The organism is Streptomyces sp. NPDC021562, from assembly GCF_040640875.1.
In the GTDB taxonomy this organism is placed as follows: Bacteria; Actinomycetota; Actinomycetes; order Streptomycetales; family Streptomycetaceae; genus Streptomyces.
This window is the reverse complement of the sequence record NZ_JBFACN010000002.1, coordinates 243,370-260,094: the sequence shown is the minus strand read 5'-3', so window position 1 is coordinate 260,094 and position 16,725 is coordinate 243,370. Positions and strand designations below refer to the sequence as shown.

Here is a 16,725-nt window from a genome sequence, read left to right as displayed (position 1 = left end):
GACGGCAGCCTCCGGCCACACACCCGTGGCGGCCGGGACCGACGGAGAGGGCTGGTAGGTAGCTATGGAAGAGCCGCGTCGCCTCGGCGGCCGGTACGAGCTGGGCCACGTGCTCGGCCGTGGTGGCATGGCGGAGGTCTACCTCGCGCATGACACCCGGCTCGGTCGCGCGGTGGCGGTGAAGACGCTGCGCGTGGACCTCGCGCGCGACCCGTCCTTCCAGGCCCGGTTCCGCCGGGAGGCCCAGTCTGCCGCCTCGCTCAACCATCCCGCGATCGTCGCGGTCTACGACACGGGCGAGGACTACATCGACGGGGTCTCGATCCCGTACATCGTCATGGAGTACGTCGAGGGCTCGACGCTGCGCGAGCTGCTGCACTCCGGACGCAAGCTGCTGCCCGAGCGCGCGATGGAGATGACCATCGGCATCCTCCAGGGCCTGGAGTACGCGCACCGCAGCGGCATCGTCCACCGTGACATCAAGCCCGCCAACGTCATGCTGACCCGCAACGGCCAGGTCAAGGTCATGGACTTCGGCATCGCCCGCGCCATGGGCGACGCCGGCATGACCATGACCCAGACGGCGGCGGTCATCGGCACCGCCCAGTACCTCTCCCCCGAGCAGGCCAAGGGCGAGCAGGTCGACGCCCGGTCGGACCTCTATTCGACGGGTTGCCTGCTCTACGAGCTGCTGACGGTACGACCGCCGTTCGTGGGCGACTCCCCGGTGGCCGTGGCCTACCAGCACGTCCGTGAGGAACCGCAGCCCCCGTCGGTCTTCGACCCCGAGATCACGCCCGAGATGGACGCGATCGTCCTGCGGGCCCTGGTCAAGGACCCGAACTACCGCTACCAGTCGGCGGACGAGATGCGCGCCGACATCGAGGCGTGCCTGGACGGCCAGCCGGTCGCGGCCACGGCCGCCATGGGCTCCGTCGGCTACGGCGGCTACCCGGACGACCAGGCCACCACCGCACTGCGGGCGGACGCGGGCGCGACCAGCATGCTCCCGCCGATGAACCCGGACGACGGCGGCTTCGGCTACGACGACCGCCCGGACCGCCGCCGCCAGCAGAAGAAGAACAACACCTCCACGATCCTGCTCGTGGTCGCCGGCGTCCTGGTGCTGGTCGGCGCGATCCTGATCGGCAAGTGGGTGTTCAGCGGCGGCGCCGGCAACGACACGCTCCCCGCACCGAACTTCATCGGGCAGACCGAGGCCTCGGCCAAGAAGATGGCCGACAACTCGGACCTCGTACTGGCGACCACCAGCAAGACCTGCGCGGACCAGCCCAAGGGCAGCGTCTGCGACCAGGACCCGAAGGCGGGCACCGACGTCAAGAAGGGCTCGACGGTCAACCTGGTCATCTCGACGGGCGCGCCGAAGGTGGTCGTACCGAGCGTCGTCGGCCAGAACATCGACGACGCCACGAACACACTTGAGGGCGACAAGTACCATTTCGTCGTCAAGACGAAGCAGCGGACCTCCGGCGAGGACCCCGGCACCGTCCTGGACCAGGATCCCGCCCTCGGCGCGGAGGTCCAGAAGGGCTCCACGATCACCCTCACCGTCGCCAAGGCCGAGGAGAAGTCCACGGTCCCCGACGTCAGCGGCAAGAGCTGCGACGACGCCAAGGCGCAGATGCAGGCCAACAACCTGACCGGCAACTGCTCCGAGGTGGAGACCAACGACCCCAACCTGGTCGGCAAGGTCGTCTCGACCGACCCGCAGGCCGGTCAGAAGGTCGACAAGAACTCCACGGTGAACATCCAGATCGGCAAGGCCAAGCAGCAGACGCCCGTGCCGACCGTGGTCGGCCAGACCGTGAAGCAGGCCAAGCAGACCCTCCAGGCGGCCGGCTTCACCAACATCCAGTTCAACGGCGACTCCAGCGACAACGCCTTCGTCACCAACCAGGACCCGGCCGCCAACACCGGCGAGGACGACCCCGGCAGCACGCAGATCACCCTCACCACGGTGAGCTTCGGCAACGGCAACAACAACGGGGGCAACAACGGCGGCTTCATCGGCGGCAACAACGGCTGATCCCGCACCGAACAAGAAATGTCCCGGCGTCCTCTTGGAGGACGCCGGGACATTTGTCCGCTCAGTAGTTTCTCCATCGATCGTGCCTTCGGACATCAAACCTCGTTGATCAGATCGGGTGGGGACTCACAGCTCTGCCCTGGCCGTATGGCCACGCCACGAACGAAGGGGCAGAGCGTGATCGACGAATCGGCACTGCTGGAATCAAAAAGCCTGCGCGACAGCGTGCTGGACCGTACGGACGTGCTCGACAGGGTGAAGGCCCTGTCGCTGTTGCCGGACGGGATGCATGTGACGACGGCGATGGTCGCGGCGTACTTCGAGGTGAGCCGCAAGGCCATCGAGTCTCTGGTAGTCGATCACCGCGAAGAGATGGTGACCAACGGCTACCGCGTTTTGTCAGGGACAGAACTGACCTCCTTCAAGGAGGTCAGTGGGTTTCAGTCACGGTCCCGATCCCTTGCGCTGTACCCGCGCCGAGCCGTCCTCAACGTCGCCATGCTCCTCCGCGACAGCGAAGTCGCACGTCAGGTACGCGTGTACCTCCTGGACATGGAGTACCTGGCCCGCACACAGCCTGTGGAAAACCCGGCCCCGGGGAACCTCGGGGACCTCGACGACCGCATCGACCAACGCATCACCCACATCCTCGGCAAGACCGTCGTCCCGATGTTCAACGCCCTGATCGAAACAGCAGGGGAACACCGCGCGGAGTTGATCGCCCTACGGACCGGCGTCCAGCGCATCGAGCGGCGGCTCCACCAGCACCACACCCGGCTGAAGCGGCTCGAAGGGATCAGGGACGACCGCCCCACCATCGGAGTCATGGCAGCGATGGACGCCATGAACGGCCGCACGTTCGAGCGTCACGTCGCCAAACTGCTCATCCGCGACGGATGCACCAACGTCGTCGTACAGGGCGGCCACGGCGACCGGGGCGTCGACATCATCGGAATCACTGCCGACGGCCGGCGCCTCGTCGTCCAGTGCAAGAGGTTCGCGCCCTACCTCAACATCACCAGCCCCGACGTCCAGAAGTTCATCGGAGCCGCCAAGGTTCTGTACAGCGCGGACGTGGCTCTCTACGTGGCCACGTGCCCCTTCACTCCGGAGGCCCTGAGCATCGCCGGCGAGGCCGGTATCACCGCCGTGCACCGCGGGGTGCTGGAGGAGTGGGGCGCCGGTGAGCCGCTCAGGATTCTGGAGTAGAGACGGCCGACGTGAAAGGGCCCGAAGTCGCAAGAGCTAGTTGCGGCTTCGGGCCTTCGTCATGCTAGGCGACCGAGCTCCCGCAAGGAGCTGAGTCAGCCCAGTTCCTTCGGCGGCGTCCGCTTGCTGTCGACCTTCTGGACCCGGACCAGTTCGCCCCACACCACGTACCGGTAGCGGCTCGTGTAGACCGGGGTGCAGGTGGTCAGGGTGATGTAGTGGCCGGGCTTCTTCCTGCCCGACTCCGTCGGGATCTGGGAGAGGACCTTGACGTTGTACTTCGAGGTCTCCGGGAGGATGTCGTAGACCTTGTAGACGTACCAGTCGTCGCGGGTCTCGAAGACGATCGGGTCGCCGACCTTCACCTTGTCGATGTTGTGGAACTTCGCACCGTGGCCGTCCCGGTGGGCGGCGAGGGTGAAGTTGCCGGTCTTGCCGGTCATGGGGAGCACGGCCTTGGCGGGGTCCGTGTAGTAGCCGGCCACCCCGTCGTTGAGCACGTCCGTCGAGGTGCCCTTCTCGACCAGCACCTCGCCGTTCTTCATGGACGGCACGTGCAGGAACCCGATGCCGTCCTTCGTGTCGAGCGCGCCGGGACCGGTGTCGTGCTGGGCCCAGGTGTCCCGGACCTTGTCGCCCTCGCGGTCCGCCTTCCGGTCCGCTATCACGTTCGTCCACCAGAGCGAGTAGATGACGAACAGGCCGAGCACGAGGCCCGCCGTGATGAGGAGTTCACCGAAGACGCTGACCGCCGTCGCGATCGGGCCGGTCGGCCGGCGGCGCGGCGCGGGCCCCGCCGCCGGCGCGTCGTTCTGCTCTTCGGTGTCGTCGGCGGTCGCTGCCACAGTTCCTCTGCCCTTACTCGACGAGCGCGTCTGGCTTGCCCTTGCTGCGCGGGCGTTCCTCGACCATCTTGCCCCAGACGATCAACCGGTACTTGCTGGTGAACTCCGGCGTGCAGGTGGTCAGGGTGATGTACCGGCCCGCCTTGGTGAACCCGGAACCCTTCGGGATCGGGTCCAGCACGCTCACGTTGCTCGGCGACGTCACCGGCAGCATCGACGTCACCTTGTACACGAAGTACTCGTCCTGCGTCTCGACCACCACCGCGTCCCCGGGAACCAGCTTGTTGATGTACCGGAACGGCTCACCGTGGGTGTTGCGGTGCGCGGCCAGACCGAAGTTGCCGGTCTTGTCCTGGGGCATCGCGGTCTTCAGCGCACCCTCGCCGTAGTGCCCGACCATGCCCTTGTCGAGGACGTTCTTGTTGCTGACGCCCTCGGCGATCGGCGCCACCACGTCCAGCTTCGGGATGTGCAGGATGGCGAAGCCCTGGCCCGGCTCGAAGACCCCGGGGGCACGCTTGCCGCTCGCCCAGTCCTGCTGGAGGGAGCTGGCCTCGCTGCCGGCCTGGGCGTGCGCGCGCACGTTCGTCCACCACAGCTGATAGGTGACGAACAGCAGCATCAGCACACCGGTGGTGATGAACACCTCGCCTATCGCCCGGCTCGCCAGGACGGCGGGGCTGGGCCTGCGCAGCCGCTCCCGGCGACGGGCCTCCACCCGGGACAGCGGACGGCCCGACGCCTCCTGCTCCTGGACCGGTGTCTCCGCCGCGCCGCCCCGACGGCCACCGCGGCGCTTGGCGGCCTTTCTGCGGGCCGCTCGGCCGCCTCCCGGCACTCCGGTGACGGAAGGGGCCGCTGTGCCCGCAGAAGCCGACATGGGCAGCGGATCGGGGATCCGCAGGGCGACCGTCTCCTCGTCGATCGGCGGCAGGTACGCCGTCGGCTCCCCGCCGGCCGGCACCGGCGGGAGGTACGCCGTCTCCCCGAGCGCGCCGGATCCCCCGTACGACTGATCCCCGTACGAGGTATCGGTCTTGCGCTCGGGGCGCAGCGCGGTCACGCCGTGGCCCTGCCCACCACCGGGGCGAGCCCCGCCGACCTCGCCACGGCCCCCTGGTCACCGCATTCCACCAGCCAGTTGGCCAGCATCCGGTGACCGTGCTCGGTCAGCACCGACTCGGGGTGGAACTGCACGCCCTCGACCGGGAGTTCCCGGTGCCGCAGCCCCATGATGATCCCGTCGCGGGTGCGGGCGGTCACCGCCAGCTCGGCCGGTACGGTCGCCGGCTCGGCGGCGAGAGAGTGGTAGCGGGTGGCGGTGAACGGCGACGGGAGCCCGGCGAAGACACCCAGGCCCTCGTGCTCGACGAGCGACGTCTTGCCGTGCAGCAGCTCGGGCGCCCGGTCCACCACACCGCCGTACGCCACCTGCATCGACTGCATGCCCAGGCAGACCCCGAAGACCGGGACGCCGGTCGCGGCGCAGTGGCGGACCATGTCCACGCAGACGCCCGCCTCCTCAGGGGTGCCGGGTCCCGGCGACAGCAGGACGCCGTCGAAGCCGTCCTGGGCGTGCGCGGTCGACACCTCGTCGTTGCGCAGCACCTCGCACTCGGCGCCCAGCTGGTACAGGTACTGGACCAGGTTGAAGACGAAGCTGTCGTAGTTGTCGACGACGAGAATCCGCGCGCTCACTGGTTGTCCACCGTCACATCGTTGAAGGGCAGCAGCGGTTCGGCCCAGGGGAAGACGTACTGGAAGAGGACGTAGACCACGGCGAGGACCAGCACGACCGAGATCAGCGCCCTGACCCACACGTTCCCCGGCAGATGCCGCCAGATCCAGCCGTACATGCCGTCCCTTCCGTTCCACCACGGCACCAGAATCCCGCCGTACTGCACCAGACTAACGGCGCAACGCCGCGGGTCTGCCTGCCTCCACAGGCTGTGTGGAGTCCAGATGCGCCCAGACGATCAGCCGATGACTGTGACCCCACTCCGGATCGCACGTGGTCAGCGTGAGATAGCGCCCCGGAGCCGTGTACCCCGACTTACGTGGCACAGGGTCGATCACTTCAACGTCCGTCGGAACTGTTTTGTAAGGGCCTTTGTCGATCCGATACGTGAACCAGGTCGTCCCGTCCGTCAGCACGATCGCGTCGCCCTCGCGGAGCTCCGGGAAGTCGAGGAACGGGTCGCCGTACGTGCGCCGGTGGCCGGCGACCGCGAAGTTGCCCACCTGGCCGAGCGCGGCGGTCCCCGCGTAGTGGGCGAGGCCCTTGCGCAGCACGTCGGTGCCGGTGCCCTCCAGGACCGGCTTGTTCCACGTGAAACCGAACCGCGGTATGTACATGATCGCGAAGGGCCTGCCGTAGTGGTACGCGGCGGGCCGGGCGGGAGCGCTCGTGGCCGCCTTCGCCGTGGAACGCACGGTGGCACCCGCCGACCACTGCTTCTGCAACCGGTCGATCTGGTCGTGCATGACGCTGTCCGCCCGCACGCCGGTCCAGAACAGCACGTACACGACGAAGAGCACGATGAGCGTGCCGACGGTGATGCAGAGCTCGCTGACGGTCCTGACGATCACTCGCACCGGCGGCTCCCGAAAGCGGCGGGCTGCTTACCCCACGGGCTTGGCGTAGTGCAGGTCCACTGTGCCCGAGTAGCCGGGAAGAGTCACCGTCCCGTCCTCGGTGACTTTCCAGCCGAGGCCGTACACGTTGACATACACCATGTAGTTCTGGATCGCCTCGGAGTCCGCGAGCGCCTTCTGCATCTTCGCCGGGTCCCCGACCGCCTGGATCTTGTACGGGGGCGAGTAGACGCGGCCCTGGAGGATCAGGGTGTTGCCGACGCAGCGCACCGCGCTGGTGGAGATCAGCCGCTGGTCCATGACCTTGATGCCCCGGGCGCCGCTCTGCCAGAGCGCGTTCACCACCGCCTGCAGGTCCTGCTGGTGGATGACCAGGTAGTCGGGCTGCGGCTCGGGGTAGCCGGGCAGCTTGGCGGTGGCGTTCGGCGGGGCGTCGTTGAGCGTGACGGTGATCGCCCTGCCGGTGAGCTTCTGGGTGCCCGCGTCCTTCTCCAGGCCGGTGAGCTTCTCGTCCTGGGCCTTGGTGGAGCCGTCGTCACGCTCGGCGAGCTTCTCGTTGCCGTCGCGGGTGCTCGCGTTGGACTCGTCGAGCTCCTTGTTCTTGCGGCTGCGCTCCTGGATCAGGTCGGACAGCTTCAGCAGGTTGTCGTCCGAGCGGATGTCGGTGCCCTTGGCCGTGTTGAAGCTGGTGAAGAAGAGGAGACCGGCCAGGGCGAAGACGCCCACGGTGAGAATCCGCACCGGCCGGAAGCCGCGCGTGCGGACCGGGCCGGAAGACGTTGATCCGGTCGCGCTGGAGTCGGCAGAATTGCTCAACGTACCCTTATCTCCTTCGGCGCCGTAGAAGCACTACGCTAACGGACGCCCGGGGGAGCGCTCAGTGCGCCCTTGCTGTCCCCTTGTACGCTGCCCCGAGCCCGACCCAGTTACCTGCGCGGCCACGCAGCGCATCGACAGGAGAGACCCTCGTGCCGAAGTCACGTATCCGCAAGAAGGCCGACTACACGCCGCCCCCGGCGAAGCAGGCGACCGCCATCAAGCTGAACAGCCGTGCCTGGGTCGCACCGGTGATGCTGGCCATGTTCCTCATCGGGCTGGCCTGGATCGTCGTGTTCTACGTGACCGACGGCTCGCTGCCGATCGACAGCCTCGACAACTGGAACATCGTCGTGGGCTTCGGGTTCATCGCGGCTGGCTTCGGCGTCTCCACGCAGTGGAAGTGACCTCGGCCGACAGCTCTGCCCAGGGCTGTTCGCTGAGTTATCCACAGGCCTGAGGCGCTGTCCACACCCCACCTGGGGAAAAGACGACGATCTGTGGATAACCCATCGGGCGTTGACACCGGTACGACTACCACAACACTGCCGACTTGACCGCGTGCCCCCTGCCTGACCTGCAAGAACGCAGGTGAGTTACAGGGGGCACAGGTGTGCGCGCACGTTGTGCACAAGATCGGCCACCGTCTGTGGACAACGGTTCGGTATCGGTACGGAGAGCCGTCGTGCACGGGTCCGGTGAGCTGCGGTCCTCGGGCTCAGGTGAGCTGCGCGGTCCTGACGAGCGTGAGCACCACGGCCACCGCCAGGACCAGGGCGCAGGTGCCGTACTGGATCAGGTTCCGCCGCTCACGCGGGGCGTGCACCATGGCGTACCCGGTGACGACACCGGCGACCAGGCCGCCGATGTGCGCCTGCCAGGCGATCCCGCCGCTGAACGTGAAGATGAGGTTGATCACCAGCAGGGCGATGATCGGCCGCATGTCGTAGTTGAGCCGGCGGATCAGCACCGCGGTCGCCCCGAAGAGGCCGAAGATGGCGCCGGAGGCGCCGAGCGAGGGCTGGTTCTGGGCGGCGAGCAGATAGGTGAGGGCGCTGCCGGCCAGGCCGGAGACGAAGTACAGCGTGAGGTAGCGGGCGCGGCCGAGAGCCGCTTCCAGGGGGCCGCCGATCCACCACAGGCTGAGCATGTTGAACACGATGTGCATGTAGTTCGAGCTGTCATGCAGGAACATCGCGGTCAGCATCCGGTAGTACTGGCCCTGCGCGACGCCCTCGACGGCGCCGTACTGCGGGAACCAGGCCTGGCCGATCAGGTCGAAGCGGTTGGTGAAGCTGTCCCCGACGGAGACCTGGACCAGGAAGACCGCGATGTTGACGCCGATGAGGATCTTCGTGAGCAGCCTGGGGTCGGCGGTGACCGTACCGCCGGCGAGGGTGCGCGGCCGGGAGGCGGCCGGGGGCGGCCCGCTCTGCCCGGCCGTGGTGCCACGGACGCACTCGGGGCACTGGAAGCCCACGGAGGCGCTGACCATGCACTCGGGGCAGATGGGGCGCTCGCAGCGGGTGCAGTGCACGCCGGTCTCCCGGTCCGGGTGCCGGTAGCACGTGGGCAGGCTGTGAGCGTCGTGCGCGCTGCCTGCCGCCTGGTCCTCCATGGGGTCCCCTCGTTCGTCGTGGACACCATTGTGCCCCGCACATCTCTACGGACGGGCGGGGCGTTCGGTTCCCTTCGGGAGGTCGTGCGGGCCGCTCAGCTCGCGCGCTTCTCGACGACGACCGTCTCCAGGACCACCTCGTGCACCGGCCGCTTGTTGGGTCCGCTGACCGGGACCGCGGCGATGGCGTCCACGACCTTCTGGCCGGCGGCGTCGGTGACCTCGCCGAAGATGGTGTGCTTGCGGTTGAGGTGGGGGGCGGGGTTGACCGTGATGAAGAACTGGGAGCCGTTGGTGCGGGGACCGGCGTTGGCCATGGCCAGCAGATAGGGGCGGTCGAAGCGCAGCTCGACGTGGAACTCGTCCTCGAACTTGTAACCCGGTCCGCCGAGGCCGTTGCCGAGCGGGTCGCCGCCCTGGATCATGAAGCCGCTCATCACCCGGTGGAAGAGCGTGCCGTCGTACAGCCGGTTGGTGGAGACCTCGCCGGTTCCGGGGTGGGTCCACTCACGCTCACCCTGCGCCAGCTCGACGAAGTTCCTGACCGTCTTCGGCGCGTGGTTCGGGAAGAGCCGGACCTCGATGTCGCCGAGGCTGGTCTTCAGGGTGGCGTACAACTGCTCGGCCACGATCCGCCTTCCGTTGTGCTCAGGTGTGCGCGGGGTTCAGCCCCCGTTGGATGTGACGCGACGATCCTCGCACGCCATGGCGGCCGCGCGGCCCGTCCGCCGTTTCCGGGCGGACATCCTCACCCATCACTTGCGGAAACCGGGCCCGGTCCCCACACACGGGGGCGCGGGGAGCCGATCCGTGGCATTGTCGTCGGCGGGCCCCTCGTAGCTCTGGTTGCACCCGTATGCCCGTCCTCGCGCGCCGCTCGGCCCGTCGGCAGGCATGATCCCTAAAAGGGTGGAAAGTCGAATTCCGTACGCCACCGAGGAGGAGGAAACCCGTGACCCGCAAAGAAAGCGTGCGCGCCGCGACCAGCTCGGCGAAGGACAGCGTGCGGCACGCCGCGGAAGTGGTGGCGCCCTACGCCGACACGGCCAAGGAGCGTGCCGCCCACTACGCACAGGAGGCACGCGTACGGCTCGCGCCCGTGGTGTCGCAGGCCGCGGAGCAGGCCCGCGTCCAGTACGACGCCCGTCTCGTGCCGCGTCTGGAGCAGGCCCGCACCCATGTGCCGCCGATGGTGGACCAGGCCGCGCACGACGCCGCCGACCTGACGCGCAAGGCCGCCCGGCAGGCCGCCGAGTACTCACGTCCGAAGATCGAGCAGGCCGTGGCGGCGGCCGGACCGGTCCGCGAGGAGGCCACCGCACGGGGCGCCGCCGCGCTGGCCGCGCTGCGCGGCAACGTCTCGGCCGAGCAGATCGAGAAGCTGGCGCGCCGCAACGAACGGCGTTCGGCGTGCGGCCGGGCGTTCAAGGCGTTCGTCGTGGTCGGGGCGGTGGCCGGGGCCGCCTTCGCCGCCTGGAAGTGGTGGGACAAGCAGGCCAACCCCGACTGGCTGGTCGAGCCGCCCGCCGCGACGGAGGCCCCGGAGACGGGCCGTCTCGGTTCGGTGGACGGCAGCTCTCCCCTGGACCCCGAGGTGCAGGCCAAGGAGGCGGAGGAGGACGCGTCCCGGGACGACTGACCACCGCACACGAAGAACCCCTCTGACCTGCGTTCTTGCAGGTCAGAGGGGTTTTTTGTGGAGCCTAGGGGAGTCGAACCCCTGACATCCGCCATGCAAAGACGGCGCTCTACCAACTGAGCTAAGGCCCCGTACGGGAAGCGACCGGCCGGGCGAAGCGTCCGCCGGTCGGTGCCGGGGACCAGAGTACCGGGTCTCCCCCCGTACCTCGCAAAAAGATTGGGGGTCCCCGCGGATGACCACTCTCCGTAAGATGCTCGGCGGGGTTCGCTGTAGCGAACCGCGGATTTTTTGGGGAAGCGATGGGGAGACGCAATGGACGCCGCACAGCAGGAAGCCACCGCCAGAGCGCGGGAGCTGCAGCGGAACTGGTACGGGGAGCCGTTGGGGGCGCTCTTCCGTAAGCTCATCGACGACCTGGGGCTGAACCAGGCTCGTCTGGCGGCGGTCCTCGGACTGTCCGCGCCCATGCTGTCGCAGCTGATGAGCGGCCAGCGGGCGAAGATCGGCAACCCGGCGGTGGTCCAGCGGGTGCAGTTGCTCCAGTACCTGGCGGCACAGGTCGCCGACGGCAGTGTGAGCGCGGCCGAGGCGACCGAGCGCATGGACGAGATCAAGAAGTCCCAGGGGGGCTCGGTGCTCAGCAACACCACGCAGACGACGAGCGGTTCGGGAGCTCCGACGGTCAAGCGGGTGGTCCGCGAGATCCAGTCGCTGCTGCGCTCGGTGGCCGCCGCCGGCGACATCATCGACGCGGCGGACACCCTCGCGCCGACCCACCCGGAGCTGGCGGAGTTCCTGCGGGTGTACGGGGCCGGCCGCACCTCGGACGCGGTCACGCACTACCAGTCGCACCAGAACTGAGTCACGGCCCGGTGCACCGGAGGGGGTCCGGCGCACCGGGCGGGGCGCGGTCCTGGCCGAGGGGGTCACGCGAGAGGGGTCGTATCGCTCATCCGGGGGAAGCAAGGGGGGGTACGGGCAAGGAGGGTGTGGCAGGGGGGACTCGAGGGGGAGGCTGCGGGCAGTCATGGGTGAGGTCTTCGCGGGCCGGTACGAACTGGCCGACCCGATCGGTCATGGCGGAGTGGGTGCCGTCTGGCGTGCCTGGGACCACCGGCGCAAGCGCTACGTGGCGGCCAAGGTGCTCCAGCAGCGCGACGCCCACGCGCTCCTGCGGTTCGTGCGGGAGCAGGCGCTGCGCATCGACCATCCCCATGTGCTGGCTCCCGCCAGTTGGGCCGCCGACGACGACAAGGTCCTGTTCACGATGGACCTGGTCGCCGGTGGCTCGCTGGTCCATCTCGTCGGGGACTACGGCCCGTTGCCGCCGGCTTTCGTCTGCACCCTCCTCGACCAGTTGCTCTCCGGTCTCGCCGCGGTGCACGCGGAGGACGTGGTGCACCGGGACATCAAGCCCGCCAACATCCTGCTGGAGGCCACCGGCACGGCCCGCCCGCGCCTCAGGCTGTCCGACTTCGGCATCGCCATGCGGCTCGGCGAGGCCCGGCTGACCGAGACCAACCTCGTGGTCGGCACCCCGGGTTACATCGCCCCCGAGCAACTCATGGGTGCCGAACCGGACTTCACGGCCGACCTGTTCGCCGTGGGGCTCGTCGCCCTGTACCTCCTGGAAGGCGCCAAGCCGGACGCCAAGGCGCTCGTCCAGTACTTCGCGGAACACGGCACCCCGGGCGCCCCCAAGGGCATCCCCGACCCGCTCTGGCAGGTCGTCGCCAACCTCCTCCAGCCTGATCCGCGCGCCCGTTTCCACACGGCCACCGGTGCCCGCCGGGCGCTGGCCGAGGCGAGGGAGCTCCTCCCGGAGGCGGACGCGGACGACGAGTTGATCGAGATCTTCGACCAACTGGGGCCCCTGCCCGAGGGGTTCGGACCGACAGGACCACTTCGACCGGCTTCGGGGCTGGCCAGGGCAAAGGGGGAGGCGAACGCTGGCCCGGCCACGGGGGTGGGGGCGGCAACCGGGACGGGGGCTGCGACTGGGCCAGGAGCCGGGACCGGGACGGGAGCTGTGACTGGGCCAGGGGCGACGGCCGAGGCAGTGGCCGGGCCCGGGGCGGCGGCCGGGGCTGGGACGGCGTACAAGGCGGGTTCGGGGGCGCCCTCGGGTCGGTCCACTCCGGAGGGGACCCCGCGACCTCAGGCGGGCCCTCCTCCTGTCACCGGCACCGGCCACACCCCGGTCTCCATGTCCGATACCGGCAGCTTCCGGCTCCCGCCGCCGCAGACCCCGACGCCCCTCGCGCCCGCCGCACCACACCCACCACAGCCGTCCGCACAGCCCCTCCCGCAGCCGCAGCCGCCGTCCCTGCCGCTGCCCCCGCCCTCGCCGCATCCCGTACCGGAGCAGGTCGCCCCCGCCCCGTGGCCCCCCGCACAGCCCCTCCCGCCTGCCCTGCCGGACACCGACACCACGACCGCCACCTACACCGCGCGCGACCCGAAGAGCCCGGGGAGCTCGCAGGCGCCGGGGAGCCCGCCGACGTCCGCCCGCACGCACGGCCGGCGCCGGCGGCGGGTACGCCGGGCCGGTCCTCCCGCCAAGGCGGCGGTGCCGATCCTGCTCCTCGCGCTGGCCTGTTACGCCGTGGGTTTCTGGGCGTTGACCCGGATCTGAGCGCGCCGGGCGGTCAGCGTCCACACGCCCAGGACGAGCAGCAGCGCCGTGCCGGTGCCGATCCCGGCGACCGCGAGCGCCCGCATCGCGGGGTCGCCGGAGCCGCCCCCGGTCAGCAGGCCTCCGGTATCGGCCGCCGCCGCGTCGAAGACACCCTTCGGCACGGACGAACCGGCGTACACAGGGCCGGAGTTCGGGGTGCCGTCGACGCGGATCCGGAGCGTCACCCCGTACGGCCCCGGTCCGAAGACGGCCGAGGTCTGCCCGGTGAGGTGGACCACGAGGTAGTAGGCGCCGGCGAAACGGACGGCGTTCTGCTCGCCGGAGACGGCGTACCGGTTGGTGTAGGCCACGGGCGGCAGCGGGTCGAGGGAGGACGACTTCTGGGTTCCGTCGTAGCCGAGGGAGAGGTCGTCGACGTAGCCGCGGACGGGGTTGTAGAGGGAGAGGTTGAGCGCGGCGCTGACGTAGCCGTGGGCGTCGCCGTCGCTGCTGTCGAGGTCGACGGTGGCGTGGAGTCGCCGGCCCCAGTCGAGCGGGACGGCGTAGTAGAGGGTCTGGCCGGGGGCGATGTCGGTGTGCCAGACGCCCTGGCCGAGGGTCCGGGCCGTGCTGAAGCCCGCGCCCCCGGAGCGGCGGCGCGGGTCGCCGGTGAGCGGTTCGGGCGACGTGGAGTCCCAGGTCCCGGGGGCGGTGGTGGCGCCCGCGCGGGCCAGGGGCGGTTCGGTGACGGGCGCGATCTCCAGGTCCCAGCTGCCGGGGGTCGTGGTCTTCGAGCCGGTCACGAGCCGTTCGACGACCAGGTAGTACGTCCCAGCCCCCTGGCACAGGGCGCGGTTCGCGTCCCGCCGCCCGAGCGCGGTGATCGGCCGGGGGCTCAGTCCGGCGCCGAAGCGGGCACCGTCGTAGTCGCAGGAGGTCCCGTCGGCGTTCTCGACGGAGACTCCGATGCCGTCGCTCGCGGAGACGGTGGCGTCGGTGGGCGGGACGGCGGTGACGGGGACGTAGGCCGTGGTGCCGGCGGCGAGTTCCAGACGGTAGTAGCGCGCGCCCTTCTCCGGGAGGGTGCTGCGGTACGTGGTGCCGGGCCGCAGCAGGACGGCTTCCGCGGTGCCCGTCGTCCCCGCGACCGTTCGGGCGTCGGCGGCGAAGGCGTATCCGCTGCCGCCGTCCGCCACCGCCGAGGCCGCCGGGAACACCGCCGTCAGGAGCGCCGTCAGCGACACCGACAGTGCGAGCACGCCCGCCACCCCGCTGCTCCGCCACCCCGCCGTACGCCGCCGCCGTCCCGCCGTACGCCACCGCCCCGTCACGCGCGCTCCCAGCCGTCGCTCGCCAGCCGCCGAAGTTCCGGACGGGCCCCATACTGCCCCGTGCGCCCGCGCGCCACCCGGAGATCCGTACGACCGTCCGAAACACCCCCCGCGCCCACGCGGCCCGGGCAACGCAAAACCCCGACCGCTACGGCGGCCGGGGTCTCAGTGTCGTCTGTTGTCGGTAGTACTCACGAACCCGTGGGCACGGAGTCAGTCGCCTCCGTCCACAGATCCTGCTCGGCGCGATCCGCCTGGATCTGGCGGTACACGAGGAGCCCGCCGATGGCGGCCAGTGCGACCAGGAGAAGCTTCTTCACCGCGCGACCTCGTCTCTTCCTTGACGTAGGGGACCTCTGGCGCCCGACTATACACACCGACCGATACCGATCGGTGACCTGGCATCAGGCCCCAACTCGGGCCCGCCGCAGGGCGTTGCCCGGCGCGGACGCCGTTCTGATCTGAGGGTGATCACACCCTCACAGTGGGTTACTTTGCACCGCCTCGCCCGGTTTAAGAGGTTTTCTGACCTCCCTACGTCCATCCGGGTGGTGTTCATCAGAACATCGACGCGCCACGGGTCGAGGTCCCCCACTTCGCGATCCCCATACACATCATGAGGAAAGTACGCAAATCGCCCAACCCGAAAGTGAGGGGCCATGGCCCGGAACGCCAAGGTCATGAAGCTGTGGACCGCCATCGTCACCGCCTTCCTCGCGCTGTTCACGGCGCTCGGATTCGTCGCCGCCACCACCGCCGCCGCGGTACCGGGGACCGAGGCCCCGCGCAACAGCAGCGGTGACGACCACGACAAGGGAACCGACCGGGTGATGATCCCGGCACAGACCCACTGGCTCTGGTCCCACGCCAGGTCCCTGCCCCCCACGATGAAGCAGCGCATCCGGGCCGAGGCCCACGGAAAGTCCCCCAGCTGCCGGCACCGCCCCCTGGACACCACCGAGTCGGAGACCCCGGGCGACCACCCCGCCGCCCCGCTCGACTGCTGAACCGCACGGACAGTCCAGACGCAACGGCGCAAGGGCGACTTGCGTACGTACCAGCGCCTACTGCGACTCAGACCCGTGGCCGGGCACCGGCCACGGGTCTTCGCACATCCACGCCCAGCACCGGCACATCCCAGCCCAGCATTGGCACATCCCCAGCTCAGCACCGCTCGACTCGGCAAGTCCTGTTGAGGAGTCGTAGGCTGGCCCCGTGCCCAAGGCCTACGAGGCGATCGCCGACGATCTCCGCCGGTCCATCAGGAACGGCGGGCGCGAGCCCGGCGCCCGGCTCCCCTCCGAGGCGGAGCTGGCACGGCACTACGGCCGGAGCGTCCCGACGGTCCAGAACGCCCTGCGGCTGCTGAGTGCCGAGGGACTGATCGACAGACGGCACGGCAGCGGCACCTTCGTGCGCCGCCCGCGCACCCGCGCGGTGCGGGACAACGGGCGGTACCAGTGGGAGAAGGACCGGGCCCGGATGCCGGAGGCCACCCGCGCCCGGACCGGCGCGACCGAGCACGACACCGGCCTGGTCGTCGACGACCTGGTCTTCTTCGCCCGCTACCGCGAACTGACCGCGTCCGGCGAGCTCGCCGACGCGTTCGGACTGCCGGAGGGCACCGCCCTGCTGGAACGCACCTACCGCACCCGGCACGCGGCCGAGACCGCTCCCTTCAGCCTCGTGACCTCCTATCTGGTCCGTGACCTGATCGCGGCGAACCCGGCTCTCCTGGACGAGACCAGGGAGCCCTGGCCGGGCGGCACCCAGCACCAGCTGCGCACCGTCGGCATCGAGGTGGACCGCGTCGAGGAGCGCTGCACCGCCCGTCCGCCGACGCCCGAGGAGGCCCGCGAACTGGACCTGCCGGCCGGCACCTCGGTGATCGTGCTGCGCAAGCGGTCGTACGACATCCAGGACCGCATCGTGGACATCACGTCCGTCACGCTCCCCGGCGACCGCACGGAACTGCTCTACACCACACGTCTGGAAAGGTGGTGAG

18 protein-coding genes and 1 tRNA gene are annotated in these 16,725 nt (G+C 69.6%); 8 read left to right on the top strand and 11 right to left on the bottom strand.

Going from position 1 to position 16,725, the window contains the following annotated elements; genetic code table 11:
- Positions 1–64: 64 nt before the first annotated feature.
- Complete coding sequence (gene pknB, locus AB0G52_RS03615) at positions 65–2,047, top strand: Stk1 family PASTA domain-containing Ser/Thr kinase (protein WP_361333312.1); 1,983 nt, start codon at positions 65–67, stop codon at positions 2,045–2,047.
- 177 nt (positions 2,048–2,224) lie between these two features.
- On the top strand, positions 2,225–3,256 hold the full coding sequence (locus AB0G52_RS03610) for a restriction endonuclease (protein WP_361333309.1): 1,032 nt from the start codon (positions 2,225–2,227) through the stop codon (positions 3,254–3,256).
- 95 nt (positions 3,257–3,351) lie between these two features.
- On the opposite strand, the gene AB0G52_RS03605 is transcribed toward AB0G52_RS03610, so the two are convergent.
- The 6 genes from AB0G52_RS03605 to AB0G52_RS03580 are packed head-to-tail and all read right to left on the bottom strand — an operon-like array spanning position 3,352 to position 7,512.
- On the bottom strand, positions 3,352–4,101 hold the full coding sequence (locus tag AB0G52_RS03605) for a class E sortase (RefSeq protein WP_361333306.1): 750 nt from the start codon (positions 4,099–4,101) through the stop codon (positions 3,352–3,354).
- A gap of 13 nt (positions 4,102–4,114) precedes the next feature.
- Positions 4,115–5,164, bottom strand: a complete 1,050-nt coding sequence (locus AB0G52_RS03600; RefSeq protein ID WP_132888374.1) for a class E sortase — start codon at positions 5,162–5,164, stop codon at positions 4,115–4,117.
- Positions 5,161–5,799 carry an aminodeoxychorismate/anthranilate synthase component II gene (locus AB0G52_RS03595; protein WP_132888373.1) on the bottom strand — a complete coding sequence of 213 codons (639 nt, stop codon included), beginning with the start codon at positions 5,797–5,799 and terminating at the stop codon, positions 5,161–5,163. The genes AB0G52_RS03600 and AB0G52_RS03595 overlap by 4 nt, the downstream gene beginning before the upstream one ends.
- Positions 5,796–5,957 (bottom strand): hypothetical protein, encoded by a 162-nt coding sequence (locus AB0G52_RS03590; RefSeq protein WP_207921681.1) that lies wholly within the window; start codon positions 5,955–5,957, stop codon positions 5,796–5,798. Before AB0G52_RS03590 ends, AB0G52_RS03595 begins: the two co-directional genes overlap by 4 nt.
- A gap of 52 nt (positions 5,958–6,009) precedes the next feature.
- Positions 6,010–6,696 (bottom strand): class E sortase, encoded by a 687-nt coding sequence (locus AB0G52_RS03585; protein WP_361333301.1) that lies wholly within the window; start codon positions 6,694–6,696, stop codon positions 6,010–6,012.
- Positions 6,697–6,723: 27 nt separating this feature from the next.
- Positions 6,724–7,512: a DUF881 domain-containing protein gene (locus AB0G52_RS03580; RefSeq protein WP_132888370.1), complete on the bottom strand. Its 789-nt coding sequence runs from the start codon at positions 7,510–7,512 to the stop codon at positions 6,724–6,726.
- A 152-nt stretch (positions 7,513–7,664) separates the two neighbouring features.
- Between AB0G52_RS03580 and crgA the strand changes: the two genes are divergently transcribed.
- Entirely contained in the window at positions 7,665–7,919 is a 255-nt protein-coding gene (crgA, locus tag AB0G52_RS03575; RefSeq protein WP_046727637.1) for a cell division protein CrgA, read from the top strand.
- A 311-nt stretch (positions 7,920–8,230) separates the two neighbouring features.
- Here crgA and AB0G52_RS03570 read toward each other — a convergent pair whose 3' ends face one another.
- Both AB0G52_RS03570 and AB0G52_RS03565 read right to left on the bottom strand, forming a co-directional pair.
- Positions 8,231–9,130, bottom strand: coding sequence for a rhomboid family intramembrane serine protease (locus tag AB0G52_RS03570; protein ID WP_132888369.1), 900 nt, complete (start codon positions 9,128–9,130; stop codon positions 8,231–8,233).
- Positions 9,131–9,225: 95 nt separating this feature from the next.
- Positions 9,226–9,759 carry a peptidylprolyl isomerase gene (locus AB0G52_RS03565; RefSeq protein WP_132888368.1) on the bottom strand — a complete coding sequence of 178 codons (534 nt, stop codon included), beginning with the start codon at positions 9,757–9,759 and terminating at the stop codon, positions 9,226–9,228.
- Positions 9,760–10,082: 323 nt separating this feature from the next.
- Here AB0G52_RS03565 and AB0G52_RS03560 point away from each other — a divergent pair, with 323 nt between their 5' ends.
- On the top strand, positions 10,083–10,769 hold the full coding sequence (locus tag AB0G52_RS03560; protein WP_132888367.1) for a DUF5324 family protein: 687 nt from the start codon (positions 10,083–10,085) through the stop codon (positions 10,767–10,769).
- A gap of 58 nt (positions 10,770–10,827) precedes the next feature.
- On the opposite strand, the gene AB0G52_RS03555 is transcribed toward AB0G52_RS03560, so the two are convergent.
- A tRNA-Ala gene (locus AB0G52_RS03555) sits at positions 10,828–10,900 on the bottom strand.
- Between the two features lie 184 nt (positions 10,901–11,084).
- Between AB0G52_RS03555 and AB0G52_RS03550 the strand changes: the two genes are divergently transcribed.
- Positions 11,085–11,633: a DNA-binding protein gene (locus tag AB0G52_RS03550; protein WP_361333295.1), complete on the top strand. Its 549-nt coding sequence runs from the start codon at positions 11,085–11,087 to the stop codon at positions 11,631–11,633.
- Positions 11,634–11,799: 166 nt separating this feature from the next.
- On the top strand, positions 11,800–13,407 hold the full coding sequence (locus AB0G52_RS03545) for a serine/threonine-protein kinase (RefSeq protein ID WP_361333292.1): 1,608 nt from the start codon (positions 11,800–11,802) through the stop codon (positions 13,405–13,407).
- On the opposite strand, the gene AB0G52_RS03540 is transcribed toward AB0G52_RS03545, so the two are convergent.
- Positions 13,371–14,648 (bottom strand): hypothetical protein, encoded by a 1,278-nt coding sequence (locus AB0G52_RS03540; RefSeq protein ID WP_361333289.1) that lies wholly within the window; start codon positions 14,646–14,648, stop codon positions 13,371–13,373. The two genes, AB0G52_RS03545 and AB0G52_RS03540, sit on opposite strands and share 37 nt — an antisense overlap.
- Before the next feature lie 263 nt (positions 14,649–14,911).
- The gene (locus AB0G52_RS03535) at positions 14,912–15,040 is read right to left on the bottom strand and encodes a DLW-39 family protein (RefSeq protein WP_003999697.1); all 129 of its coding nucleotides are present in this window, start codon (positions 15,038–15,040) and stop codon (positions 14,912–14,914) included.
- A 339-nt stretch (positions 15,041–15,379) separates the two neighbouring features.
- Between AB0G52_RS03535 and AB0G52_RS03530 the strand changes: the two genes are divergently transcribed.
- Together AB0G52_RS03530 and AB0G52_RS03525 are read left to right on the top strand one after the other, a co-directional pair.
- On the top strand, positions 15,380–15,727 hold the full coding sequence (locus tag AB0G52_RS03530) for a DUF6344 domain-containing protein (protein WP_132888363.1): 348 nt from the start codon (positions 15,380–15,382) through the stop codon (positions 15,725–15,727).
- A 208-nt stretch (positions 15,728–15,935) separates the two neighbouring features.
- Positions 15,936–16,724 (top strand): GntR family transcriptional regulator, encoded by a 789-nt coding sequence (locus tag AB0G52_RS03525; RefSeq protein ID WP_132888362.1) that lies wholly within the window; start codon positions 15,936–15,938, stop codon positions 16,722–16,724.
- The last annotated feature ends 1 nt before the right edge of the window (position 16,725 follow it).